The sequence below is a fragment of the Allorhizobium sp. NPDC080224 genome, assembly GCF_050281005.1.
In the GTDB taxonomy this organism is placed as follows: Bacteria; Pseudomonadota; Alphaproteobacteria; order Rhizobiales; family Rhizobiaceae; genus Allorhizobium.
Window position 1 is genome coordinate 1,576,172 of the sequence record NZ_JBNNWJ010000001.1, and the last position, 25,719, is coordinate 1,601,890.

Sequence of the window (25,719 nt, forward strand, 5' to 3'; positions counted from 1 at the left end):
ACATGGCCGGTCTTCAGCGGGACGTCGTCTTCCGGAAACGCAGGTTCTCCAGCGCGGAGCGCGTCTCGACCATTAAGGATATCCCGTCCTCGTGTCTTGAATGTCGGGGTGCGGACACTCTATGTAGGGATTGACAAAGATTACGTGATTCCCGCCACGGCATGTGCCGGGGAGAGGCTGAAAAGGACCGACATGAGAAATCCCGTTGATACCGCTCTCGCTCTGGTGCCGATGGTCGTCGAACAGACCAATCGTGGCGAGCGCTCCTACGACATCTTCTCCCGCCTGCTGAAGGAACGGATCATCTTCCTGACGGGGCCGGTCGAAGACACCATGGCGTCGCTCGTCTGCGCCCAGCTTCTCTTCCTCGAAGCCGAGAACCCGAAGAAGGAAATCGCCATCTACATCAATTCGCCGGGCGGTGTCGTCACCTCCGGCATGGCGATCTACGACACGATGCAGTTCATCCGTCCGGCCGTCTCGACGCTTTGCATCGGCCAGGCTGCGTCGATGGGCTCGCTGCTTCTCGCCGCTGGCGAAAAGGGCATGCGCTTTGCCACCCCGAACTCGCGGATTATGGTTCACCAGCCTTCCGGTGGCTTCCAGGGCCAGGCCTCTGACATTGAGCGCCATGCTCGTGACATCATTAAGATGAAGCGTCGCTTGAACGAGGTCTATGTCAAGCATACGGGCAAGACATATGACGAAGTCGAGAACACGCTTGATCGTGACCACTTCATGGAATCGAGCGAAGCGAAGGAGTGGGGTCTGATTGACCGCATCCTGACGTCGCGCGCCGAAATGGAAGGCGCGGCACCGTCGGCCTGACCCTCGTTGCGGATGCCGGTATCGGACCGATGCCGGCAGACGTGATGGCGACTGGGGTTTAAAGTCGGCGCAAAAGCGCTAATAGTAGGATTAAGGCTATGTTGAATCTTTGTGACATAGTCTGCCGAGAACGGGAGTTTTCGTTGCCGCCGCTCCGACAAGGTCGGATCGGCTAGTAGCTCCGGATCGGAAGAGGTTTCCACCAAAGGCGGCGGTGGAAGCCGGACAGTGTGAGTGACCGCCCTGCCGTGACTGCGGTGGCGCGGCGTGCTGGAAGGATAAAGACATGAGCAAAGTCAGCGGAAGCAACGGCGGTGACTCCAAGAATACCCTTTATTGTTCCTTCTGCGGCAAGAGCCAGCACGAGGTCCGCAAGCTGATTGCCGGACCGACGGTGTTCATCTGTGATGAATGCGTCGAACTCTGCATGGACATCATCCGCGAAGAGAACAAGTCTTCGATGGTCAAGTCCCGCGACGGTGTTCCCACGCCGCAGGACATCATCAAGATCCTCGACGAATACGTGATCGGTCAGAAGCAGGCGAAGAAGATCCTGTCGGTGGCCGTGCACAACCACTACAAGCGCCTGTCGCATGCCTCCAAGGGCGGCGAAGTCGAGCTGGCGAAGTCGAACATCATGCTCGTCGGCCCGACCGGTTGCGGCAAGACCTATCTTGCCCAGACGCTCGCCCGCATCATCGACGTTCCATTCACCATGGCGGACGCCACGACCCTGACCGAAGCCGGTTATGTCGGTGAAGACGTCGAAAACATCATCCTGAAGCTGCTCCAGGCTGCCGACTACAACGTCGAGCGCGCTCAGCGCGGCATCGTCTACATCGACGAAGTCGACAAGATCTCCCGCAAGTCGGACAATCCCTCGATCACCCGCGACGTGTCGGGCGAGGGCGTTCAGCAGGCGCTTCTGAAGATCATGGAAGGTACGGTTGCCTCCGTTCCTCCGCAGGGTGGCCGCAAGCATCCGCAGCAGGAATTCCTGCAGGTGGATACGACCAACATCCTGTTCATCTGCGGCGGCGCCTTTGCCGGCCTCGACAAGATCATCTCGGCCCGTGGCGAAAAGACCTCGATCGGTTTTGGCGCAACGGTGAAGGCCGAAGACGATCGTCGCGTTGGCGAAGTTCTGCGCGAACTGGAGCCGGAAGACCTGGTCAAGTTCGGCCTCATCCCGGAATTTATCGGTCGTCTGCCGGTCCTGGCAACGCTCGAGGATCTCGACGAGGACGCCCTGATCCAGATCCTGTCTGAGCCGAAGAACGCGCTCGTCAAGCAGTACCAGCGCCTGTTCGAGATGGAAGACGTGGAGCTGACGTTCCACGAGGACGCACTTCGCGAGATCGCCCGCAAGGCGATCACCCGCAAGACCGGCGCCCGTGGTCTTCGCTCGATCATGGAAAAGATCCTGCTCGACACGATGTTCGAACTGCCGGAACTGGAAGGCGTTCGCGAAGTCGTCATCTCCGACGACGTCGTCAACGGCAATTCCCGCCCGCTCTACATTTATGCCGATCGCCAGGAAGAGAAGGCCAACGCCTCCGCCTGATCGGTTCGGATCGATTGCAGCGAAAAGCCCGCCCTTGTGGCGGGCTTTTCCGTTTCCGGCGATCTTTTTTGGTGCTGCCTGTGGTTATCTCCGGAGCCCTTGCCCATTTACCGTACTCCGCTGTTGTCAGGCCCGTTGATTGGGCTAGAACAGAGGCTAGTGAACGCTCGAGTGCTGCGTCGCCGTTACCGCATATCCGCGTCCCCCGATCATCCATGCGACGACCGGCTGCCCCTCGGGCGACGAAGTGACGCGCATGGTTCGCATCAGGTCCGCGATCTACTGTCAAAGCGGGCAGGGTGTGTCATGCTGATGTCACAGATTCGGCGCGGGCACAGGCGGCAGGCTTGAATTGGCGGGAGCGCCACTCCACTTGTTGGAGGATCGAAAAATATGCCTGATGCCTCTTTTGGGTCGGCATGGAGTCCCGGTTTCCCCGGGACGTTTGAAAGGAAGTGAAATGACGAATACGTCAGCTGCAAACGAGGTGAACACCTATCCGGTGCTTCCTCTGCGCGACATCGTGGTGTTTCCTCACATGATCGTTCCGCTGTTCGTCGGTCGTGAGAAGTCCATTCGCGCTCTGGAAGAGGTGATGGGTTCCGACAAGCAGATCATGCTGGCCACGCAGATCAATGCGAGTGATGACGATCCGGCCCCGGATGCCATCTACGAAGTCGGCACCGTCGCCAATGTCCTCCAGCTCCTGAAGCTGCCCGACGGCACCGTGAAGGTGCTGATCGAAGGCCGTGCGCGCGCCAAGGTCGAAAGCTATACCGGCCGCGAAGATTACTACGAAGCCAAGGCCAGCATCCTCGCCGAGCCGGCGGAAGATACCGTCGAGATCGAGGCTCTGTCGCGCTCCGTGGTTTCCGAGTTTGAAAACTACGTCAAGCTGAACAAGAAGATCTCGCCTGAGGTCGTCGGCGCTGCAAGCCAGATCGAGGATTACTCGAAGCTGGCCGATACGGTCGCGTCGCACCTCTCCATCAAGATCACCGAAAAGCAGGAGATGCTGGAAACGGTGAGCGTGAAGACGCGTCTTGAAAAGGCGCTCGGCTTCATGGAAGGCGAGATCTCGGTTCTTCAGGTCGAGAAGCGTATCCGCTCGCGCGTCAAGCGCCAGATGGAGAAGACCCAGCGTGAATACTACCTCAACGAACAGATGAAGGCGATCCAGAAGGAACTCGGCGACGGCGAAGACGGCCGTGACGAGATGGCCGAACTGGAAGAGCGCATCGCCAAGACCAAGCTTTCCAAGGAAGCCAAGGAAAAGGCTGATGCGGAGCTGAAGAAGCTGCGCCACATGAGCCCGATGTCGGCAGAAGCCACCGTCGTGCGCAACTATCTCGACTGGCTGCTCGGTCTGCCCTGGGGCAAGAAGTCCAAGGTCAAGATCGACCTGAACGCGGCGGAGAAGGTTCTCGACGAGGATCATTTCGGCCTCGACAAGGTCAAGGAACGCATCGTCGAATATCTCGCCGTCCAGGCACGCGCGACGAAGCTGAAGGGCCCGATCCTTTGCCTCGTCGGTCCTCCGGGCGTCGGCAAGACCTCGCTTGCCAAGTCGATCGCGAAAGCGACCGGCCGCGAATACGTGCGCATGGCGCTTGGTGGTGTGCGTGACGAAGCCGAAATCCGCGGTCACCGCCGCACCTATATCGGCTCCATGCCTGGCAAGATCGTCCAGTCGATGAAGAAGGCCAAGAAGTCCAACCCGCTCTTCCTGCTCGACGAGATCGACAAGATGGGCATGGATTTCCGCGGCGATCCGTCTTCGGCTCTGCTCGAGGTGCTCGATCCCGAACAGAACTCGACCTTCATGGACCACTATCTCGAAGTGGAATATGACCTGTCGAACGTCATGTTCGTGACGACCGCCAATACGCTCAACATCCCGGGTCCACTGATGGACCGCATGGAGATCATCCGGATCGCCGGCTATACCGAGGATGAGAAGCTCGAGATCGCCAAGCGGCACCTGCTGCCGAAGGCGATCAAGGAACATGCCCTGCGTCCGGAAGAATTCTCCGTGGCCGACTCGGCGATCCTGGCGATCATTCAGCAGTATACCCGCGAAGCCGGTGTGCGCTCCTTTGAACGCGAACTGATGAAGCTCGCCCGCAAGGCCGTTACTGAAATCATCAAGGGCAAGGTGACCTCGGTCGCCGTGACCGGTGAGAATATCAACGAATATCTGGGCGTCCCGCGCTTCCGCCATGGCGAAGCCGAGGGCGAGGACCAGGTCGGCGTTGTCACGGGTCTGGCCTGGACGGAAGTCGGTGGCGAACTGCTGACCATCGAAGGCGTGATGATGCCGGGCAAGGGTCGCATGACCGTCACGGGCAACCTGAAGGAAGTGATGAAGGAATCGATTTCCGCCGCTGCGTCCTACGTTCGCAGCAGAGCCGTCGATTTCGGCGTCGAGCCGCCGCGCTTCGACAAGTCCGATATCCACGTCCACGTTCCCGAGGGCGCTACCCCGAAGGACGGTCCGTCCGCCGGTATCGCCATGGCAACCGCCATCGTCTCCATCATGACCGGCATTCCGGTCTCGAAGGATATCGCGATGACAGGCGAAGTGACCCTGCGTGGTCGCGTCCTGCCGATCGGTGGCCTGAAGGAAAAGCTGCTCGCAGCACTTCGCGGCGGCATCAAGAAGGTGCTCATTCCGGAAGAGAACGCCAAGGATCTGGCCGACATTCCGGACAACGTGAAGAACAACATGGAGATCGTTCCGGTGTCCCGCATGGGCGAGGTCATCAGACACGCTCTGGTGCGCGTGCCGGAGCCGATCGAGTGGGATGGAACCGTTGAAACGCCGGCCATCGGCGTCGTCGATGGGGCCGATGAAACCGGTGCAACAATCGCTCACTGAGGCAATTCTGCCATAAGTGAGCCACAAAGCTCCACAACCCACAAAAAGGCTGGCATTTTTGCCAGCCTTTTTTGTGAAAAGCCGCTTAAAAGGCTTGTTTTCCGGGGCTTTCGGGTGCTTTTGAGTTGCGAAGGGCAGAAGCTTTCGTATTCTCCGCCCGACTTAATCTTTTGAGTCGTTTCATACCAATCAGAAAGGGTGGAAACATGAACAAGAACGAACTCGTATCCGCGGTCGCCGAGAAGGCTGGCCTCACCAAGGCTGACGCTGCCTCTGCCGTTGATGCCGTTTTTGAAACGGTCCAGGCTGAACTGAAGAACGGCGGCGACATCCGTCTCGCTGGCTTCGGCGCCTTCACCGTCGCCCGTCGCGAAGCCTCCAAGGGCCGCAACCCGTCCACCGGCGCTGAAGTCGATATCCCGGCTCGCAACGTGCCGAAGTTCACGGCCGGCAAGGGCCTGAAGGACGCTGTCAACAGCTGATCCGTCGTGACCGTCGCCACCCTTCGGTGCCGATGGTCAGCTGACACCCTGGTTAGCCCGGCCTCTGCGCCGGGCTTTCTTTTTGCGCTCTTGCGTTGCAGCATGGGCTGTCATATTTCTGTTGCGCCGGATTGTCCGGCATTCGTTCTCAGGGCGGGGTGAAATTCCCCACCGGCGGTAAGGAGGAGAAACTCCAAGCCCGCGAGCGCCTGATCTTCCGAAGGGGAGGGCAGGGTCAGCAGATCCGGTGTAACTCCGGAGCCGACGGTTAAAGTCCGGATGAAAGAGAATGAGGTCAGGCTGCGCTTCTGTCCGTTTCAGGCGGGTCGGAGTCGCGGCTTCGCAGTGCCGTCTCCGTCCTGGAGCGGCTTTTCGTCGTCCTCATCTGTCCTGATTTGTGTTGGTCCTTTGGACAAGGAAACATGACATGAATCAGAGCTCCGTTTCTGTTCTGCGCTCCCGGGCCGTTGTTGGTGCCGGCTTCATGGTGTTGGCCGGTATCGCCTTCGCCGTACTCAATGTCGTCACCCAATGGCTCGCCATGACGCTCGGCTTCCCGCCGGCATCGACCGCCTTCTGGCAATATGGCTTTGCCCTCATCCTCTCGCTGCCGCTGCTCTTCCGTCTCGGCCTCCGCGCCATGAAGACGGCCTATCCGGTCCGCCACATCCTGCGCGTCCTGCTCGCCGCCTTCGGCGTCCAGGCCTGGGTCACCGGATTGGCCACTGTTCCGATCTGGCAGGCGATCGCGCTCGTCATGACCTCGCCCTTCTTCATCATCATCGGCGCGCGCCTCTTCCTCGGTGAGACCGTCGGCCGTGATCGCTGGTTCGCAACGCTCACCGGCTTCGTCGGCGCGATGATCATCCTGCAGCCCTGGTCGGACAGCTTCACGCTCGCCGCCCTGTTGCCGGTTCTCTCTGCGCTTCTATGGGGCGGTTCCTCGCTCATCATGAAAAACCTCACCCACTACGAGGCGCCGGAGACCGTGACCGTCTGGCTCCTGGTGCTGCTGACGCCGATCAATGCCGGTCTCGCGGTTGCCGGCGGCTTCGTTGTGCCGGAGGGGTTGGCCCTCTGGCTGCTGCTCGCTGCAGGGCTTCTGACTGCCATCGGCCAGTATCTGCTGACGCTCGCCTACAATGCGGCGGACGCGGCCTATGTTCAGCCCTTCGACGACCTAAAATTGCCGCTCAACGTGTTTGCCGGCTGGCTCGTCTTTGGCTATGCGCCGAGCGGCTATCTCTGGTTCGGCGCTCTCCTCATCCTCGGCGCATCGCTCTTCCTGATGCTGCGCGAGGCTGGCAAGGAAAATTCACCTCAAACCTGAACCGGTGAAAATTGGGTTCATTCCCGCCTTGTCATTCGACTGTCATCGGACTGGCTCAGAAACCCCAATGTTCCATTTCTGGATACTGGAGGTTTCCCTATGACCCATGGTCTCTCCCGCGTCGCCCTCACGGCGGCGCTCTTTGCATCCGTGGCCCTGCCGGCCACGGCCGAACAGGTTTTCAATCGAATCGCCACTTTCCCGGTCGCCACCAACCTTCCGGCCGACAAGGATAAGCTTTCCACTACCTCTGCCGAGATCATCACGGCCTCGGAAGACGGCAACACGCTGATCTATTCCGACAGCCCGCTCGGTGGCATCGGTTTCATTGACATCACCGACGCCAAGGCGCCGAAAGCTGCAGGCGCCCTGATGATGGACGGCGAGCCCACCTCGGTTGCGGTTGCCGGCGCCAAGGTTCTCGTCGGCGTCAACACGTCCGAGAGCTTCACCAACCCGTCGGGCAATCTGGCCGTCGTCGATCTGGCTTCCAAGGCTGTCGAGGCGACCTGCGATATCGGCGGTCAGCCCGATTCTATCGCCGTGTCGCCGGACAATAGCTTTGTCGCAATCGCCATCGAAAACGAGCGTGACGAAGACGCCAACGATGGCGCCCTGCCGCAGATGCCGGCCGGCGATCTCGTCATCATCTCGCTGAACGACGGCGTTGCAGATTGCGGCACTATGAAGCGCGTCGCGCTCACCGGTCTTGCCGAGATCGCGCCTGAAGATCCGGAGCCGGAATTCGTTGCGATCAACAGCCTCGGCGAAATTGCCGTGACGCTGCAGGAAAACAACCACATCGCCATCGTCGACGGCAAGACAGGCGAAGTGAAGAACCACTTCTCGGCTGGTACGGTCGATCTTCAAGGAGTCGATACCAAGTCCGATGGCGCGCTGAAGTTCACCGGCACCAAGGAAGGTGTTCCGCGCGAACCCGACGCCGTGAAGTGGCTCGACAACGATAGGCTGGTCATCGCCAACGAGGGCGACTGGAACGGCGGCTCCCGCGGTTTCACCATCTTCGACAAGACCGGCAAGATGGCCTATGAATCGGGCGCTTCTTTTGAAATGGCGATCGCTCAGATCGGCCACTTCCCGGACAAGCGCGCCCGTTCCAAGGGTGTTGAGCCCGAAGGCCTGGAAGCTGCCACCTTCGGCGATCAAAACTACTTCTTCGTTCTCGCTGAGCGTTCTTCGATTGTTGGCGTCTACAAGGACACCGGCGCCGAGCCTGAACTCACCCAGCTTCTGCCATCTGGCGTCTCACCGGAAGGCGCCGTTGCCATTCCCTCGCGCAACCTTCTGGTAACCGCCAACGAGGTCGACCTCGGCGAAGACGGCGGCCCCCGCTCGCATGTCATGCTCTACGAACTGGCTGAGGGCACGCCGGCCTATCCGATGATCCAGTCGGCCATGGTCGATGGCGCACCGATCGGTTGGGGCGCGCTTTCCGGTCTCGTCGGTGATGCCGAAAAGGCTGGCACCCTTTATGCCGTCAATGACAGCTTCTACGCCATGCAGCCGACGATCTTCACGATCGACGCAACGCAGAAGCCTGCCGTCATCACCACGGCCCTGCCGATCACCCGTGGTGGTGCTGCAGCTCAGAAGCTCGACCTCGAAGGCATTACGCTCGACGGCAAGGGCGGCTTTTGGGTCGCCTCCGAAGGCGATCCGGCCAAGCTCGTCGGGCACGGCCTCTACAATGTCGATGCCAAGGGAGAGATCAAGGCTGAGGTCGGCTTCCCGGTCGAACTCCTCGCCGGCCAGACCCGCTTCGGTCTCGAAGGCATCACCAGCGTGGGCACCGGCGACGACATGACGCTCTGGATGGCGGTTCAGCGCGAATGGGGCGATGACGAGAAGGGCTCGGTCAAGCTCCTCTCCTACAACCCGAAGTCCAAGGAATGGGGCGCCGTTCGTTATCCGCTCGAAAAGGCGGATGCCGGCTGGGTCGGTCTTTCCGAGATCACCGCCCATGGCGACCATGTCTACATCGTCGAGCGTGACAACCAGATCGGTGACAATGCCAAGCTCAAGAAGCTTTACCGCGTTGCCATTGCCGACCTTAAGCCCGCCAAGATCGGAGAAGAGCTGCCGACGGTTACGAAGGAAGAAGTCCACGACTTCATCCCGGACCTGAAGGCCGCCACCAATGGTTATGTCGTCGACAAGCTCGAAGGCTTTGCCTTCGACGCATCGGGCAAGGCCTTTGCCGTGACCGACAATGACGGCGTGGATGACTCGTCTGGCGAGACCCTGTTCTGGGAAGTGAACCTTCAGGGCACCAACTGATCGAAAGATCGGGCCAGCTGAAACAGAAGAGGCCGGGTGATCGCTCACCCGGCCTCTTTTTATGTCGATACCGCTCAGTCCTACCAGCGTTGATGCACATGCGGTGCGATCAGCCGCTCATAAACCTCGCGCGATGCTGCCATTACGTCGACCGACAGCGCCGCTAGATCGGAGGCCGCGGCATTCGCCTTCGCCTGCTCACCATTGCGTGCGCCGGGGATGACGACCGTGACGGCCTCGTGCATCAGGATCCAGCGCAGCGCGAACTGCGCCATGGAAGCGCCTTCCGGCACCAGCTTGCGCACTTCCTCGACGGCGGCGAGACCGGTCTCGAAGGGAACGCCGGCAAAGGTCTCGCCGACATCGAAGGCTTCGCCATTGCGGTTGAAGTTGCGGTGATCTTCGGCAGCAAACTGGGTGCTCGCGGTGATCTTGCCCGAAAGCAGGCCGCTTGCCAGCGGCACGCGCGCGATGACCGCGACGTTACGGCGCTTGGCTTCCTGGAAGAAGAGGGCAGCCGGGCGCTGGCGGAACATATTGAAGATGATCTGGACCGAGACGACGCCCGGATACTCGATCGCCTTCAGCGCTTCCTCAACCTTCTCGACGGACACGCCGTAATGCTTGATCTTGCCGGCCTTGCGGATCTCTTCCAGCCCCTCGAACATCTCCTGACGATAGTAGACATCGGTCGGCGGGCAATGCAGCTGCACGAGATCGAGGCTGTCGATCTCGAGGTTCTTTAAGGAACGGTCGATGAAGGCCTCGATATTCGCCTTGGTGTAACCATCGGCCACATGCGGGTTGAGCCTCCGACCGGCCTTGGATGCCACCATCGGCCGCTTGCCGCCACGCGCCTTGAGCACCTCGGCAATGATCTTTTCCGAGCGACCGTCGCCATAGACGTCTGCCGTGTCGATGAAGGTCATGCCGGCATCGAGCGCCGCATTCAGCGCTGCACGGCCGTCGGCCTCCGATACTTCTCCCCAAGATCCGCCGATCTGCCAGGCGCCGAAGCCGATATCGCTGACGGTGAATTCCGTCCGGCCGAATTTATGTTCTCGCATCGTGATGTCTCTCCCGTGATTGCGGTTTCGAGCTAGCAAGTGGGGCAGGGGGTGGCAAGCTTCAACCGCTCGGATGTCTTGAAGTGATCCGCTCCGGCCCCGGATGCGAATTGCATCGCAGGAAGCGAGAGACACAAATGCCGAAGATGATCCGCAAGGGCGATCTGCCCCAGAAGACCTGTCCCGTCTGCCGCAAGCCCTTTGCCTGGCGCAAGAAGTGGGAGCGGGACTGGGACAATGTCATCTACTGTTCGGAGCGCTGCCGCCGCACGGGCAAAACCGTTAACGCCGACAAGCCGTAGACCTTTCCAGAGAGTTCAGTGATCGGATCCCCATGACAGACCAGGCCCCGTCGTCGAAGCGCCTTGCTTTCTACGCGCTTCCCGCAATACCCATGGCCGCCATTGCGCTGCCCTTCTACATCGTGGTGCCGACCTTCTACGCCGATCACTTCGCCCTGTCGCTCGCAACCATCGGCACGCTGCTGCTTGCCATCCGGCTGGTCGACGCGATCACCGATCCCCTGTTCGGCTGGCTGTCCGACCGTGTCCGCTCCCGCTATGGCCGCCGCCGTTTCTTCTTCGTCATCTCCACGCCGCTGACGGCACTGGCCGCCTTCATGCTCTTCTGGCCGCCGGCAGATGCCGGTGTCGGCTATCTCGCCTTCTGGGGCGTGGCGCTCTCGATCGGCGCCACCTGGTCGCTTTTGCCCTACACCGCCTGGGGTGCGGAACTCGCGACCGGTTATCAGGCGCGGGTCAAGCTGTCGGCCTGGCGCGAGGGCGCCACCCTGATCGGCTCGCTGATCGCGATCACCCTGCCATTCGTCGGCGGCTTGGACACGGCGACCGGCTTTCATGGCCTGGCCTGGGTTGCCGTCTTTATTGCCGTCGCGCTACCCTTGGCGGGACTGCTGGCGGTGGCCGTGGTGCCAGAACCGGTCGATCTCTCGCAACGCAAGCTCTCTCTGCGGGAAGGCTTCCGCCATCTGCGCGCCAACGGTCCCTTCCTCCGACTGGTCAGCGCCTTCCTCTTGAACAGCTTTGCGAATGCGATCCCTGCCTCGCTCTTCATCTATTTCGTCGGCCAGCGTCTCGATGCGCCCGCCATGCAGGGGCCGTTGCTCTTCACCTATTTTCTCTGCGCCATCGCCGGCGTGCCGCTGGCTGTTGCCACCGCCAGGCGCCTCGGCAAACACCGCGCCTGGTGCTACGCCATGATGCTGGCTTGTGCCGTCTTCTCGGTGGCCGGTTTCCTTCGCGAGGGCGATGTGCTCGCCTTCACCGTCGTCTGTGTCGTCACCGGCCTGCTGCTCGGTTTCGATCTGACACTGCCACCGGCGATCCAGGCCGACGTGATCGACAACGACACGGTTTCATCCGGCGAGCAGCGCTCCGGCCTTTACTTCGCCGCCTGGAGCTTCACCACCAAGCTTGCAGTGGCACTCTCCGCAGGCGTCGTCTTCCCGCTTCTCGATCTTGCCGGCTTCATCGGCAGCCAGACGGCCACCCAGACACCGCAGGCACTGACGACGCTTTCCGCCCTTTACGCCTTCCTGCCGATCCTCCCCAAGCTCGCGGCCATCGCCCTGATGTGGAATTTCTCCCTCGACGAGGCGGCCCATCAGAAATTGCGCGCAAGCCTCGGCGCCTGAAACAAGACGATCCGCTATCTGACCACCCGTCGCTGCGACCTGGCGAGAGGCTGTCATCCGGACGTCGTGAGTTTCGGCAAATGTGACACCGTTGAGATCAAAGACGATTCTCTCGGGAAGGGTCACGGATGCGCATTGTGATGATCGGTTCGGGATATGTGGGGCTTGTCTCCGGGGCTTGCCTCGCGGCGCTGGGTCATGACGTGGTCTGTGTCGACAAGAGCCGGGACAAGATCGAGGCGCTGCAGGCGGGCAAAGTGCCGATTTATGAGCCCGGTCTGGAAATTGTAATCGCCGACAATTGTGCGGCCGGTCGCCTGAGCTTCTCCGGCGATCTCGTTGGGCCCGTGGCGGCAGCCGATGCGGTCTTCATCGCGGTCGGCACACCGTCGCGTCTCGTCGATGGTCACGCTGATCTCAGCCATGTCTATGCCGCTGCCCGTGAGATTGCTGCCGCTGCCACCGGTTTCACCGTCGTGGTCACCAAGTCCACCGTGCCCGTCGGCACAGGTGACGAGATCGAACGCATCTTCCGGGAAGAATTCCCGCAAAAGGACATCGCCGTCGTCTCCAATCCCGAATTCCTGCGGGAAGGTGCGGCCATTTCCGATTTCCGCCGCCCTGATCGAATCGTGGTGGGCTCGGATGACGAACGGTCTACCGAGGTCATGCGCGACATCTATGAGGCGCTCGATCTCAAGGAGATGCCGCTCTATTTCTGCGAGCGCCGCACGGCGGAGCTGATCAAATATGCCTCGAACGCCTTCCTCGCGATGAAGATCACCTTCATCAACGAAATGGCGGATCTCTGCGAGGAACTTGGTGCCGACGTGCAGAAGGTTGCCAAGGGCATGGGCATGGATCGCCGTATCGGCGACAAGTTCCTCCAGGCGGGTCCCGGCTTCGGCGGGTCCTGCTTCCCGAAGGACACGCTGGCGCTGGTGAAGACGGCACAGGATTACGACCGGCCCTTGAAACTGATCGAGACGACGGTCGCAATCAACGATAACCGCAAACGGGCCATGGGCCGCCGGGTGATTGCTGCCTGTGACGGCAGCGTACGCGGCAAGCGTATCGGTGTCCTCGGCCTGACCTTCAAACCCAATACCGACGACATGCGCGAGGCGCCCTCGATCGCCATCATCAGAACACTGCTCGATGGCGGCGCGGATGTGCATGTCTACGACCCCGCAGGCATGGAGGCGGCGAGGGCAGTTCTTGGCGCGGTCAAATACCGGCGCAACGCCTACGAGGTCGCAGAGGGTGCGGACGCCATCGTTCTCGTCACCGAATGGGATCAGTTCAAGTCGCTGGATCTGCCGCGTCTGAAAGATCTGATGAAATCGCCTGTCGTGGTCGATCTGCGCAATGTCTTCGACGAAGACGAGATGATCGGCCATGGCTTCCAGCACGTGCCGCTCGGCAAGCGTCCCCGCTCTGCCTATCCGGCGCGCACCCTTTTTCACGCCGTCCCGCCCGAACTGGCCTGGAACCCGCTGCTTTGGGGCGACGAGACACCAACAGGCCAGCTCGTCTGACCACTGACCAACCTTCGAGGTTTTCCTCCCGGACTTGACTTTGCCCGCCGTTCGTCGCTGTGCTGGCCTCCAACCGAGGCAGCATACGGGTCGATGGATGGGCATGAACGAGACGTGCGGAGCGGATGCCGACACTGGCAAAGGTGAGGGGGCACGCACCCGCGGCTCCGGTTCGGAATCGGTCTACAAGGCGCTGCGCCACGAAATCCTGACGATGGAGCGCGCGCCCGGCAGTCCGCTCGATGAAACGCGGCTCTCCGAACATTTCGGCATGTCGCGCACTCCGATTCGCGAGGCGCTGCTGCGGCTGACCTCGGACGGCCTGGTGACCAGTCTGCCGAATCGCAACACGATCGTCGCAGTCATCGATTTCTCCAGCCTGCCCACCTATTTCGAAGCGCTTTGCCTGATGTACCGCGTCACCACGCGGGGTGCTGCCCAGCGCTCCGGCGAGGCTTGGATGGCCGAAATCGTCCGCCACCAGGAAGCCTTTTCCCGCGCCGTCGAGGCCCAGGACGCTTTCGCCATGATCGAGGCTAACAGGGAATTCCACGTCGCCATCGCCGAGCGCGCCGGCAACCCCTATTACACGACCTTCTTCGCCCGCCTGCTCGACGAGGGGCGCCGGATCCTGCGCCTCTACTATCAGACCTTCGATGATCGCCTGCCGCGTCGCTATGTCGAGGAGCACGAGAAGATCATCGAGGCGATCCGCGCAGGCGATGTCGAGGAGGCCGATCGGCTGTCCGTCGCCCATGCCGACCAGATCGTCCGCCAGATCCAGGATTACGTCGCCCGCAACATCGCCGCTGCCGCCGAACTTCCCGACATCTGACCCCTGCGACCCCGTTTCAGCGGTCGCTGAAATGCACCTCTTGTTTTTGTCGACAAACTGTATACTGTGATTTCGCCACTTCAACAGGAGCATCCCATGACCACCGGCTGGCACGGCGTTTTCCCCGCCGCAACGACTCAATTCCATGAAGATCTCTCGGTCGATATCGACGCCACCCAGCGCGTGCTCGACGCCCTCGTCAACGACGGCGTCAACGGCCTGATCGTCATGGGCACCTGCGGCGAGAACAACTCGCTCGATCCGGAAGAAAAGCGCACCATCCTGAAGGCCGCCGTCGAGGTGGTGAACGGCCGCGTGCCGATCGTCACCGGCGTGTCGGAATTCGACACCCGCCGCGCCTCGGCCTATGCGCGCGATGCGGAAAAGATCGGCGCTGACGGCCTGATGCTCCTGCCGGCCATGGTCTATGTGCCGAAGCCGCATGAGCTGGTCGCCCATTTCAAGACCGTTGCGGAAGCAACCGGCCTGCCGATCATGCTCTACAACAACCCGCCGGCCTACCGCGTCAACATCGGTGCGGAAGTGCTGGAAGCGCTCGATGGCGTGAAGAACATCAAGGCCGTCAAGGAAAGCGCGCCGGATCCGCGCCGCTTCACCGACCTGATCAACGCCTTCGGTGACCGCTACGACATCTTTGCCGGCCTCGACGACGTGGCACTCGAGGGCCTGATGCTCGGCGCCAAGGGCTGGGTCTCCGGCCTCACCAGCGCCTTCCCGGCCGAATCGGTGGCCCTGGTCGCTGCCGCCGACCGTGGCGACTGGATGGAAGCCCGCCGCATCTACCGCTGGTTCATGCCGCTTCTGCATCTCGACGCCGAACACGACCTCGTGCAGTCGATCAAGCTCGCCGAGCAGATCATGGGCCGCGGCTCCGAGCGCGTCCGCATGCCCCGCATGCCGCTTCAGGGCGCCCGCCGTGCGGAAGTGACGGCGATGGTGGAGAAGGCAGCGGCGACCCGGCCTGTTGGCGGGAAGTAAGCTGCAGCGGCATTGAGATGAGCCAGGCCCGTCGGAGCGATCCGGCGGGTCTCTTGCTATTTGACGTTGTCGCACTTGCCAATGCGAAGCAAGTCTTCGAGGCTGCAGTCAAAGAGCAGTTTCCGCTCTGGTTGCAACGGGGAGACTTGAAATGGCACCGAACGATCGTTTGAAGCGTCTCGCCGTTTTGATTGATGCGGACAATACATCAAGCAAGATCGCCGATGGGCTGTTCGAGGAAATTGCGCGCCTTGGAGAGGCGAGTGTCAGACGCATCTATGGCGATTTCGCCAGTCCCAGATCAAAAGGGTGGATCGAAACCCTTACGCGCCACGCAATCATACCTCAGCAGCAGTTTGCCTACACGACCGGCGAGAATGCCTCTGACATTGCGCTCGTCATTGATGCGATGGATCTCCTGCTGAGCGGGCGATTTGATGGTTTCTGCCTCGTGTCGTCGGATAGTGATTTCACCCGACTCGCCTCCCGCATTCGTGAGCAGGGTGTCGATGTTTTCGGCTTTGGGGAGCAGAAAACGCCCGAGAGTTTCCGTCAGGCTTGCCGGCGCTTCATCTACACGGAAAACATTGGGGTCCAGGCATCGCCGGATGGTGACGCGAAGGCAGTGCCGCCGCTCAAAACGCCGAGCGCTGCCGTCCCGATCATCAAACGTGTCTTGTCCGACATCGACAGCGAGGATGGCTGGGTCGCACTTTCTGCGTTGGGGACTCAGCTATCCAACCTCAAGTCAGATTTCGATTCGCGAACTTATGGATGTTCAAAATTGAGCGATCTGATCCGGAAGACGGGTGCCTTCGACGTCGACCAGACAGACGGAAAGGCGATGCGCATCAAGCTGCGCAAGAAAAGCTAAACAAAGGAGGAAAAATGGTGGGCGATGAGAGACTCGAACTCCCGACATCTTCGGTGTAAACGAAGCGCTCTACCAACTGAGCTAATCGCCCGTACGCTTGGCGGATCATGTCTGCCGCGTCGGTGGCCGTGATCTATGCGGATCGCGGAAAATCCGCAAGAGTGTTTGTGCAGATTTTTTGTTTTTTTGTCATGCGGTCGATCGGGCCTTGTGGAAAACTGAGCAGAATCCTTGTTTTGCGCCTGCGGCGCGTTGTCGCGAGCAGGGAGCTTCCGGCAAGCTCAGGGGAGGGGCAGGGGAAAAAATCGGGCGGTCACGGTTTTGTCTTGAAACCTGCTTGACACCTCCAGATGAACCCCGTAGAGAGCCGCTCATCGAACGGCAAGCCGCTCGACGGGGATCGCCTTGAACCCCGATTTGGAAATGCGCGGGTGTAGCTCAGTTGGTTAGAGTGCCGGCCTGTCACGCCGGAGGTCGCGGGTTCGAGCCCCGTCACTCGCGCCATTCCAAAGCCTTCAGGGCACGCTGCTTAAGGCAGCGAAGACATGGGGAAATCCTCATGAAATGCGCGGGTGTAGCTCAGTCGGTTAGAGTGCCGGCCTGTCACGCCGGAGGTCGCGGGTTCGAGCCCCGTCACTCGCGCCACTTCTTCTTCTACTCCTTGACTTCTCAGATATGGCGCGCCCAGTCGGCGTCGTGATTGCCGTGGGTTTTTGCACCGCACGCGCGATTGCGCGAGACATGCATTTTACCCGCTGGTAAGGTGCGGTCCGGTATCGGGTGAAAAGGCTTTGGTTGGACTTGCGCTGGGTGGCTGCCTGCGCTAACCACGGCGCGTTGCAACTCTCTTTACGGCTTGTCGCCTCCGCCCTAAATGCCGTCAGGCATGCGAGACAAGCAGGGTGATATGATGACTGATCTGCTCAGTTCTTACCTTCCGATCGCCATCTTTGTCGGCATATCCTTGATCATCGGTATTGCGCTCCTGGTGGCGCCGTTTGCCGTTGCCTACAAGGCGCCCGATTCGGAGAAGCTGTCGGCCTATGAGTGCGGCTTCAACGCGTTCGATGATGCCCGCATGAAGTTCGACATTCGATTCTATCTGGTGTCGATCCTCTTCATCATCTTCGACCTCGAAGTCGCCTTCCTGTTCCCCTGGGCAGTATCTTTCGGTGAGATCGGCTGGTTCGGCTTCTGGTCGATGATGGTTTTCCTCGGTGTTCTCACCGTCGGCTTTATCTATGAATGGAAGAAGGGGGCGCTCGAATGGGAGTGATCCAGTCCGATACGACGATGATCGCGCCGCAGGCGAAGGGTATCATCGATCCCAATACCGGCAAGCCTGTTGGCGCCGATGACCGCTTCTTCGGCGAGATCAACAATGAGCTCGCCGACAAGGGCTTCCTGGTCACCTCGACAGACGAGCTGATCAACTGGGCCCGTACCGGCTCGCTGATGTGGATGACCTTCGGTCTCGCCTGCTGCGCTGTCGAAATGATGCAGCTGTCGATGCCGCGTTACGACGCCGAGCGCTTCGGCTTTGCGCCGCGCGCAAGCCCGCGTCAGTCCGACGTCATGATCGTCGCCGGCACGCTGACCAACAAGATGGCGCCCGCACTCCGCAAGGTCTACGACCAGATGCCGGAGCCGCGTTACGTGATCTCGATGGGCTCCTGCGCCAACGGCGGCGGCTATTACCATTATTCTTATTCCGTCGTGCGCGGCTGCGATCGCGTCGTGCCGGTCGATATCTATGTGCCGGGCTGTCCCCCCACGGCAGAAGCTCTGCTCTACGGTGTGATGCTCCTGCAGAAGAAGATCCGGCGCACGGGCACGATCGAGCGGTAAGGCGAAGGGACTGAAAACATGAGTGAAGCCCTGAACGAGCTCGCTTCCTATCTCGCAGAGGTCCGTGGTGCGCTGATTTCGTCGAGCGAGATCCGCTTCGGCGAACTGACGCTGACCGCGAAGTCGGAAAACCTGATCCCGCTGCTGACTTTTCTGCGTGACGATGTCCAGTGCGGCTTCGTCAACCTGATCGACATCTGCGGCGTCGACTACCCGAAGCGCGAAGACCGCTTCGACGTGGTCTACCATCTGCTGTCGCCGCGCCAGAACCTGCGCATCCGCATCAAGGTCGCGACCGGCGAGTTCCAGCCGGTCCCTTCGGCCTGCCAGGTTTTCCCTGGTGCCGACTGGTTCGAGCGCGAAGCCTGGGACATGTACGGCATCCTGTTCACCGATCACCCGGACCTGCGCCGTATTCTTACAGACTATGGCTTCGAGGGTCATCCGCTGCGCAAGGACTTCCCCACGACCGGTTTCGTCGAGGTTCGCTACGACGATAGCGCCAAGCGCGTCGTCTACGAGCCCGTTGAGCTCAAGCAGGAATTCCGCAATTTCGACTTCCTCTCGCCCTGGGAAGGCACGGACTACGTGCTGCCTGGCGATGAAAAAGCGGCCAAGTGAGCGGAAGGGCAGAGACCATGACTGAACACAACGTCCGCAACTTCAACATCAACTTCGGCCCGCAGCACCCGGCGGCGCACGGCGTTCTTCGCCTCGTTCTGGAATTGGATGGGGAAATCGTCGAGCGTGTCGATCCGCACATCGGCCTGCTTCATCGCGGCACCGAAAAGCTGATCGAGACCAAGACCTATCTGCAGGCGCTGCCCTATTTCGATCGCCTCGACTATGTCGCGCCGATGAACCAGGAGCATGCCTATTCGCTGGCCGTCGAAAAGCTCCTCGACATCCAGATTCCGATCCGTGGTCAGCTGATCCGCGTTCTCTATTCTGAAATCGGTCGTATCCTCTCGCACCTCCTCAACGTCACCACGCAGGCCATGGACGTCGGCGCGCTGACGCCGCCGCTCTGGGGCTTCGAAGAGCGCGAAAAGCTGATGGTGTTCTATGAGCGCGCCTCTGGCGCCCGCATGCACGCAGCTTATGTCCGTCCGGGTGGCGTGCACCAGGATCTGCCGCATCAGCTGGTTGAGGATATCGGCAAGTGGTGCGACCAGTTCCCGGAAAAGCTCGATGACATCGACGACCTTTTGACCGGCAACCGCATCTTCAAGCAGCGCAACGTCGACATCGGCGTCGTCAGCCTCGATGATTGCTGGGCCTGGGGCTTCTCGGGCGTCATGGTCCGCGGTTCGGGCGCTGCCTGGGACCTGCGCAAGTCGCAGCCCTACGAGTGCTACTCCGATCTCGACTTCGACATTATGGTCGGCAAGAACGGTGACTGCTACGATCGTTACCTGATCCGCATGTTCGAAATGCGCGAGTCGGTGAAGATCATGAAGCAGTGCGTCAACCGCCTGCTGGGTGACGCGAAGATCGGCCCGGTCTCGTCGCTGGACGGCAAGGTCGTTCCGCCGAAGCGCGGCGAGATGAAGCGCTCAATGGAAGGCCTGATCCACCACTTCAAGCTCTACACCGAAGGCTATCACGTGCCGGCCGGTGAGGTTTATGCCGCTGTTGAAGCCCCGAAGGGCGAGTTCGGCGTCTTCCTCGTTTCCGACGGCACCAACAAGCCCTATCGCTGCAAGATCCGCGCCCCGGGTTATGCACATCTGCAGGCCATGGATTTCCTGTGCCGCGGCCACCAGCTGGCCGACGTCTCGGCGATCCTCGGCTCGCTCGACATCGTGTTCGGAGAAGTAGACCGCTGATGCTGAGAGCCCTCGCAACCGTGCTGATCTGTCTCGGCGCCACCCAGGCGGTGGCCCAGGAGAACAGAGCTGTATCGTCGAGGGATTCAGTACCGATGGCCAAGCTGATCCAGGATGGATACGAGATCAAGAGCTCCAGTTGGACCGGCTCGAAGCTCTTCGTATTCCTTCAGAAAGACAATTCGGCCTATGCCTGCGAATTCGCCAATGTGACGAATACGCGGTGTGGTTCCATAAACTGAGACAAGGCGTGAGGAAGTATGTCCGTTCGTCGACTAGCCGAAGAGCAATTCCAGCCCGCAGCATTCGCATTCAATGCGGAAAATGCGACCTGGGCTGAAGCCACCATTCGCAAGTATCCGGCGGGTCGCCAGCAATCGGCGGTCATCCCACTTCTGATGCGCGCACAGGAACAGGAAGGCTGGGTGACCAAGGCTGCGATCGAGTATGTCGCTGAAAAGCTCGACATGCCCTATATCCGCGTCCTCGAAGTCGCGACCTTCTACACGCAGTTCCAGCTGAAGCCGGTCGGCACACGCGCCCATATCCAGGTCTGCGGCACGACGCCCTGCATGCTGCGCGGTGCGGAAGACCTCATTCACGTCTGCAAGTCGAAGATCCATCCGGAGCCTTTCGAGCGCAACGCAGACGGCACCTTGTCCTGGGAAGAAGTCGAGTGTCAGGGCGCCTGCGTCAATGCGCCGATGGTGATGATCTTCAAGGATGCCTATGAAGACCTGACGGTCACCCAGCTCGAGCACATCATCGATCGCTTTGCGGCGGGCAAGGGTGCGGACATCAAGCCGGGCCCGCAGGTCGATCGCATCTTCTCGGCGCCGGTCGGTGGTCCGACCACGCTGACCGACGACATCCAGCCGATCCGCTTCACCGACACGCCGGCGCCGGCAAAGACCGAAGAGGCTGCCGTGCCTCCGGCCAATGCTGCAAAGCCGGTGACCGATGCGCCTGAAACGGACACGAAGCTGAAGACCCCGGCGACCGCCAAGAAGGCTGCTGCCGAAAACGTCAAGCTGAAGGGCGACAGCGCCGATACGGCCCGTCCGGTCGAGAAGGAAGCCGTAGCGTCTCCTGTTGCCCCGGTCATGGATGAGAAAAACCGTCCTCAAGGCATCGAGCGTCCCGAAACGCCTGATGATCTGAAGATGATCTCCGGCGTCGGTCCGAAGATTGAAGCAACATTGAACGGCCTTGGCGTCTACAAGTTCGAACAGATCGCCAAGTGGAAGAAGGCGGAGCGCGAGTGGGTGGATACCTATCTCAAGTTCTCCGGCCGCATCGAGCGGGACGACTGGGTCAAGCAGGCCAAGGCGCTCGCCAAGGGCGGCGAAGCGGAATACATCAAGGTCTTCGGCAAGAAGCCGCGCTGAGAGGTTAGGTTATGTTGAGAGATCAGGATCGCATCTTTACCAATATCTACGGCCTCAAGGACAAGTCCCTGAAGGGCGCGATGTCGCGCGGCCACTGGGATGGCACCAAGCAAATCCTCGAAAAGGGCCGGGACTGGATCATCAACGAGATGAAGGCCTCAGGTCTTCGTGGTCGCGGCGGCGCAGGCTTCCCGACCGGTCTCAAGTGGTCCTTCATGCCGAAGGAATCGGATGGCCGTCCGCACTATCTCGTTGTCAATGCCGACGAGTCGGAGCCCGGCACCTGCAAGGACCGCGAGATCATGCGCCATGATCCGCACACCCTGATCGAAGGCTGCGTCATCGCGTCCTTCGCCATGGGCGCGCATCATGCCTTCATCTATGTCCGCGGTGAGTTCATGCGCGAGCGTGAAGCCCTGCAGGCAGCGATCGACGAGTGCTACGACTACGGTCTGCTCGGCAAGAACAACAAGCTCGGCTATGACATCGACATCGTCGTGCACCATGGCGCCGGCGCCTATATCTGCGGCGAAGAAACCGCACTTCTCGAAAGCCTCGAGGGCAAGAAGGGCCAGCCGCGTCTGAAGCCGCCGTTCCCGGCCAACATGGGTCTCTACGGCTGCCCAACCACGGTCAACAACGTCGAGTCGATTGCCGTTGCCCCGACCATCCTGCGTCGCGGTGCGTCCTGGTATTCGAGCTTCGGCCGTCCGAACAATGCCGGCACCAAGCTCTTCTCGGTCTCCGGCCACGTCAACAAGCCGTGCACGGTCGAAGAAGCCATGTCGATCACCTTCCAGGAGTTGATCGAAAAGCACTGTGGCGGCATCCGTGGCGGCTGGGACAACCTGCTCGCCGTCATCCCGGGCGGTTCCTCGGTACCTTGCGTGCCGGGCGCCCAGATGAAGGACGCGATCATGGACTATGACGGTCTGCGCGAACTGGGCTCCGGCCTCGGCACCGCCGCTGTCATCGTCATGGACAAGTCGACCGACATCGTGAAGGCCATCTGGCGCCTCTCGGCTTTCTACAAGCACGAGAGCTGCGGTCAGTGCACGCCGTGCCGCGAAGGCACGGGCTGGATGATGCGCGTCATGGAACGCATGGTGAAGGGCAATGCCCAGAAGCGGGAAATCGACATGCTCTTCCAGGTGACGAAGCAGGTCGAAGGCCACACCATCTGTGCGCTCGGTGATGCGGCTGCCTGGCCGATCCAGGGCCTGATCAAGCATTTCCGTCCGGAGATGGAAAAGCGCATCGATCAATACACCCGCAACGCGATCGCCCACGGGGTGGTCATGGAAGCGGCAGAGTAAGGGACAAAAGGGATGACGAGCTCTTCGGACAAGGGCGGGAAGAAGGGGCCGGACGAGAAGGCTTCGGATGCTCGTGCTCCCGAAGGTCTCGACGACCTGATGACCAACCCGGCGGCCGCCATGGCCGCCGCCACCGCTTTCGGCTTCGGCGTGGCGGCGCAGATGAGCAAGCTCTTCCTCGGCTCGATCCAGGGCGCCATGGAAGTGACCGGCCAGATTGCGCGGCAACTTGAGGACGAACGCAAGGCGGCGGAAGCCAAGCAGACGACCGAGCCCGAAGACAAGGTCGAGGCGCGCGCCGAGACCGCAGAGCCTCAACCGGTCCCGGCAGAGGTCAAGGCGAAGAAGCCGGTCGCGCCGAAGGTCAAGGCCAAGGCCGAAGCCCCGGTGAAGCCGGCACCAGCCAAGGCTGAAAAGCCGAAGGCCAAGGCTGCTGCCAAGCCGACCGCTGCAACGAAGGCGAAGGCCGCGCCGAAAGCGAAGGCTCCGCCGAGTGCAAAGGTCGAGCTGGCCGCGGGAGCAGCGAAGCCGAAAAAGGCCTCCGGCAAGGCCGGCGATCTGAAGAGGATCGACGGCATCGGCCCGAAGGTCGAGCAGGTCCTGAAGGGCAGGGGAGTGACCCGCCTCAAGGACCTCGCTGAGATGGATGAGAAGGCGCTTGTCGCGCTGGACAAGGAATTGGGTCTCGACGGCCGTGTGCTGCGAGACGACTGGGCAGGCCAGGCGCGCCGGTTGGCGGGCGGCAAGGCTCGGTCAGGCAGTTAAGATTAAGGTTCGGCCGCGCGGGGGCGATGCGTCGGACTTGAGGGATAAAACCGGCAGTTTTCATCCGCTGCGGACGAAGACTGTCAGTCGCGGCAGGAATGCCCCGGCAGGATGCGCGGAAGCGTGAGGCAGGAAGGCGAATATGACTAAGCTGAAGATCGACGGAAAAGAGATCGAGGTTCCGGATCATTTCACGCTGTTGCAGGCGTGCGAGGAAGCCGGCGCCGAGGTTCCGCGCTTTTGTTTCCATGAGCGGCTGTCGGTCGCCGGCAATTGCCGTATGTGCCTTGTCGAGGTGAAGGGTGGCCCGCCGAAGCCGGCCGCCTCCTGCGCCATGGGCGTGCGCGACATCCGTGGCGGACCGAACGGCGAACTGCCGGAAGTCTTCACCAACACGCCGATGGTCAAAAAGGCCCGCGAAGGCGTGATGGAATTCCTGCTGATCAACCACCCGTTGGATTGCCCGATCTGCGACCAGGGTGGCGAATGCGACCTACAGGACCAGGCCATGGCCTTCGGTATCGATAGCTCGCGCTACACCGAGAACAAGCGCGCCGTCGAAGACAAATATATCGGACCGCTGGTCAAGACCGTGATGAACCGCTGCATTCACTGCACGCGCTGCGTCCGCTTCACCACCGAAGTCGCCGGTATCGCCGAACTCGGCCTGATCGGCCGTGGCGAAGACGCCGAGATCACCACTTATCTCGAGCAGGCGATGACCTCCGAGTTGCAGGGCAATGTCGTCGACCTTTGCCCGGTCGGCGCACTGACCTCCAAGCCCTTCGCCTTCACCGCTCGTCCGTGGGAACTGAACAAGACCGAATCGGTCGACGTCATGGACGCGCTCGGCTCTGCGATCCGCGTCGATACCCGCGGCCGCGAAGTCATGCGCATCATGCCGCGCGTCAACGAGCAGATCAACGAAGAGTGGATCTCCGACAAGAGCCGCTTCGTTTGGGATGGTCTGAAAACCCAGCGTCTCGACCGCCCCTACGTCAAGAAGGGTGGCCGCCTGCAGCCAGCCACCTGGGGCGAAGCCTTCGCAACGATCAAGGCGGCAGTGGCTTCGACCTCCGCCGACAAGATCGGTGCTGTCGCCGGTGACCTCGCTTCGGTCGAAGAGATCTTCGCGCTGAAGTCGCTGGTCAACGCACTGGGATCGTCGAATACCGACTGTCGGCAGGATGGGACGGCACTTGATCCGTCGCTCGGTCGCTCTACCTATCTCTTCAACGCCGGCATCGAAGGCATTGAAGCCGCTGACGCAATCCTGATCATTGGCGCCAACCCGCGCTACGAAGCAGCTGTGCTCAACGCCCGCATTCGCAAGCGCTGGCGTCGTGGCGGCCTGCCGATCGGCGTGATCGGTGAAGGCGGCGAGCTGCGCTACCCTTACGAGTATCTCGGTGCAGGCACCGAAACGCTCGGCGAACTGGTCTCGGGCAAGAACAATTTTGCCGAGATCCTGAAGGCCGCGAAGAACCCGCTTATTATCATCGGCCAGGGCGCGATCTCCGGTCCGGACGGCAAGGCGGTTCTGGCAAACGCTGCAAAGCTCGCAGCCGATGTTGGTGCTATCACCGATGAGTGGAATGGTTTTGCCGTGCTGCACACCGCAGCCGCCCGCGTTGGTGCGCTCGACCTCGGCTTCGTGCCGGGAGAAGGTGCGGTTGCCGCCGGTGAAATGCTCTCGTCTCTCGACGTCGTCTTCCTGCTCGGCGCCGACGAACTGGATTTCTCCACCAAAACCGCAAAGTGCGTCGTCTATATCGGCAGCCATGGCGACAACGGCGCACACTATGCCGACGTCATCCTGCCGGGTGCGACCTATACCGAGAAGTCGGGCACCTGGGTCAACACCGAAGGCCGCGTCCAGATGGGCAACCGCGCCGGCTTCGCGCCGGGCGAGGCCCGCGAAGATTGGGCGATCCTGCGTGCACTCTCCGACGTGCTCGGCAAGAAGCTGCCGTTTGATTCGCTGTCGCAGCTGCGTGGCCAGCTCTATGAAGCCTACCCGCATTTCGCCGAGATCGACGAGATCGCGCCGGGCTCTTCGGCCGATATTGCTGCACTGGCGAAAAAACCCGGGAAGATGGGCAAGTCTCTGTTTGCGTCGCCGGTCAAAGACTTCTATTTGACGAACCCGATCGCACGCGCTTCGGCCGTCATGGCAGAGTGCTCGGCATTGGCCCGCAACAATTTCAAGGCCGCGGCAGAGTAAGG

General features: G+C 61.0%; 22 protein-coding genes, 3 tRNA genes and 1 riboswitch. Of the genes, 23 read left to right on the forward strand and 2 right to left on the reverse strand.

What is annotated here, in order from left to right; translation table 11 throughout:
* Positions 1-192 precede the first annotated feature (192 nt).
* The 6 genes from clpP (at position 193) to ACQKP1_RS07905 (ending at position 9,380) form a co-directional block, all read left to right on the forward strand.
* Entirely contained in the window at positions 193-828 is a 636-nt protein-coding gene (gene clpP, locus ACQKP1_RS07880; RefSeq protein ID WP_054150607.1) for an ATP-dependent Clp endopeptidase proteolytic subunit ClpP, read from the forward strand.
* 286 nt (positions 829-1,114) lie between these two features.
* A complete protein-coding gene (clpX, locus tag ACQKP1_RS07885; RefSeq protein ID WP_427274845.1) occupies positions 1,115-2,392 on the forward strand; it encodes an ATP-dependent Clp protease ATP-binding subunit ClpX in 1,278 nt (425 codons plus the stop codon).
* Between the two features lie 460 nt (positions 2,393-2,852).
* Positions 2,853-5,270 (forward strand): endopeptidase La, encoded by a 2,418-nt coding sequence (gene lon, locus ACQKP1_RS07890; protein ID WP_427274846.1) that lies wholly within the window; start codon positions 2,853-2,855, stop codon positions 5,268-5,270.
* A gap of 206 nt (positions 5,271-5,476) precedes the next feature.
* Positions 5,477-5,752, forward strand: coding sequence for a DNA-binding protein HupB (gene hupB / locus ACQKP1_RS07895; RefSeq protein ID WP_006727558.1), 276 nt, complete (start codon positions 5,477-5,479; stop codon positions 5,750-5,752).
* Positions 5,753-5,892: 140 nt separating this feature from the next.
* Positions 5,893-6,047, forward strand: a riboswitch (FMN riboswitch).
* A 132-nt stretch (positions 6,048-6,179) separates the two neighbouring features.
* Entirely contained in the window at positions 6,180-7,082 is a 903-nt protein-coding gene (locus tag ACQKP1_RS07900) for a DMT family transporter (protein ID WP_427274847.1), read from the forward strand.
* Positions 7,083-7,181: 99 nt separating this feature from the next.
* The gene (locus ACQKP1_RS07905) at positions 7,182-9,380 is read left to right on the forward strand and encodes an esterase-like activity of phytase family protein (protein ID WP_427274848.1); all 2,199 of its coding nucleotides are present in this window, start codon (positions 7,182-7,184) and stop codon (positions 9,378-9,380) included.
* 80 nt (positions 9,381-9,460) lie between these two features.
* Here the strand turns inward: ACQKP1_RS07905 and ACQKP1_RS07910 are convergent, their stop codons facing one another.
* A complete protein-coding gene (locus tag ACQKP1_RS07910) occupies positions 9,461-10,447 on the reverse strand; it encodes an aldo/keto reductase (protein WP_427274849.1) in 987 nt (328 codons plus the stop codon).
* Between the two features lie 137 nt (positions 10,448-10,584).
* Here ACQKP1_RS07910 and ACQKP1_RS07915 point away from each other — a divergent pair, with 137 nt between their 5' ends.
* The 6 genes from ACQKP1_RS07915 (at position 10,585) to ACQKP1_RS07940 (ending at position 16,347) form a co-directional block, all read left to right on the forward strand.
* Positions 10,585-10,749, forward strand: coding sequence for a DUF2256 domain-containing protein (locus ACQKP1_RS07915; RefSeq protein WP_427274850.1), 165 nt, complete (start codon positions 10,585-10,587; stop codon positions 10,747-10,749).
* A 32-nt stretch (positions 10,750-10,781) separates the two neighbouring features.
* Positions 10,782-12,101, forward strand: coding sequence for an MFS transporter (locus tag ACQKP1_RS07920; RefSeq protein ID WP_427274851.1), 1,320 nt, complete (start codon positions 10,782-10,784; stop codon positions 12,099-12,101).
* Between the two features lie 128 nt (positions 12,102-12,229).
* Entirely contained in the window at positions 12,230-13,639 is a 1,410-nt protein-coding gene (locus ACQKP1_RS07925; RefSeq protein ID WP_427274852.1) for a UDP-glucose dehydrogenase family protein, read from the forward strand.
* Between the two features lie 97 nt (positions 13,640-13,736).
* On the forward strand, positions 13,737-14,474 hold the full coding sequence (locus ACQKP1_RS07930) for a GntR family transcriptional regulator (protein ID WP_427274853.1): 738 nt from the start codon (positions 13,737-13,739) through the stop codon (positions 14,472-14,474).
* 96 nt (positions 14,475-14,570) lie between these two features.
* Positions 14,571-15,473, forward strand: coding sequence for a dihydrodipicolinate synthase family protein (locus ACQKP1_RS07935; protein ID WP_427274854.1), 903 nt, complete (start codon positions 14,571-14,573; stop codon positions 15,471-15,473).
* 151 nt (positions 15,474-15,624) lie between these two features.
* Entirely contained in the window at positions 15,625-16,347 is a 723-nt protein-coding gene (locus ACQKP1_RS07940) for an NYN domain-containing protein (RefSeq protein WP_427274855.1), read from the forward strand.
* Between the two features lie 15 nt (positions 16,348-16,362).
* Here ACQKP1_RS07940 and ACQKP1_RS07945 read toward each other — a convergent pair.
* Positions 16,363-16,438 (reverse strand) — tRNA-Val (locus ACQKP1_RS07945).
* Positions 16,439-16,774: 336 nt separating this feature from the next.
* On the opposite strand from ACQKP1_RS07945, the gene ACQKP1_RS07950 reads away from it, so the two are divergent.
* The 11 genes from ACQKP1_RS07950 (at position 16,775) to nuoG (ending at position 25,717) form a co-directional block, all read left to right on the forward strand.
* Positions 16,775-16,851: transfer RNA gene (locus ACQKP1_RS07950), tRNA-Asp, on the forward strand.
* 64 nt (positions 16,852-16,915) lie between these two features.
* A tRNA-Asp gene (locus tag ACQKP1_RS07955) sits at positions 16,916-16,992 on the forward strand.
* Between the two features lie 265 nt (positions 16,993-17,257).
* On the forward strand, positions 17,258-17,623 hold the full coding sequence (locus tag ACQKP1_RS07960) for an NADH-quinone oxidoreductase subunit A (RefSeq protein WP_427276424.1): 366 nt from the start codon (positions 17,258-17,260) through the stop codon (positions 17,621-17,623).
* Entirely contained in the window at positions 17,614-18,195 is a 582-nt protein-coding gene (locus tag ACQKP1_RS07965) for a NuoB/complex I 20 kDa subunit family protein (RefSeq protein ID WP_006727568.1), read from the forward strand. The genes ACQKP1_RS07960 and ACQKP1_RS07965 overlap by 10 nt, the downstream gene beginning before the upstream one ends.
* A gap of 18 nt (positions 18,196-18,213) precedes the next feature.
* The gene (locus tag ACQKP1_RS07970) at positions 18,214-18,816 is read left to right on the forward strand and encodes an NADH-quinone oxidoreductase subunit C (RefSeq protein WP_427274856.1); all 603 of its coding nucleotides are present in this window, start codon (positions 18,214-18,216) and stop codon (positions 18,814-18,816) included.
* Between the two features lie 17 nt (positions 18,817-18,833).
* On the forward strand, positions 18,834-20,024 hold the full coding sequence (locus ACQKP1_RS07975) for an NADH-quinone oxidoreductase subunit D (RefSeq protein ID WP_427274857.1): 1,191 nt from the start codon (positions 18,834-18,836) through the stop codon (positions 20,022-20,024).
* Positions 20,024-20,266 carry a hypothetical protein gene (locus tag ACQKP1_RS07980; RefSeq protein WP_203014953.1) on the forward strand — a complete coding sequence of 81 codons (243 nt, stop codon included), beginning with the start codon at positions 20,024-20,026 and terminating at the stop codon, positions 20,264-20,266. Before ACQKP1_RS07975 ends, ACQKP1_RS07980 begins: the two co-directional genes overlap by 1 nt.
* An 18-nt stretch (positions 20,267-20,284) precedes the next feature.
* Positions 20,285-21,412, forward strand: a complete 1,128-nt coding sequence (nuoE, locus tag ACQKP1_RS07985) for an NADH-quinone oxidoreductase subunit NuoE (RefSeq protein ID WP_427274858.1) — start codon at positions 20,285-20,287, stop codon at positions 21,410-21,412.
* An 11-nt stretch (positions 21,413-21,423) separates the two neighbouring features.
* Entirely contained in the window at positions 21,424-22,728 is a 1,305-nt protein-coding gene (gene nuoF / locus ACQKP1_RS07990) for an NADH-quinone oxidoreductase subunit NuoF (protein WP_203014958.1), read from the forward strand.
* A 12-nt stretch (positions 22,729-22,740) separates the two neighbouring features.
* Positions 22,741-23,493 carry a 5' DNA nuclease gene (locus tag ACQKP1_RS07995; protein ID WP_427274859.1) on the forward strand — a complete coding sequence of 251 codons (753 nt, stop codon included), beginning with the start codon at positions 22,741-22,743 and terminating at the stop codon, positions 23,491-23,493.
* A gap of 142 nt (positions 23,494-23,635) precedes the next feature.
* Positions 23,636-25,717 carry an NADH-quinone oxidoreductase subunit NuoG gene (gene nuoG / locus ACQKP1_RS08000; RefSeq protein ID WP_427274860.1) on the forward strand — a complete coding sequence of 694 codons (2,082 nt, stop codon included), beginning with the start codon at positions 23,636-23,638 and terminating at the stop codon, positions 25,715-25,717.
* The last annotated feature ends 2 nt before the right edge of the window (positions 25,718-25,719 follow it).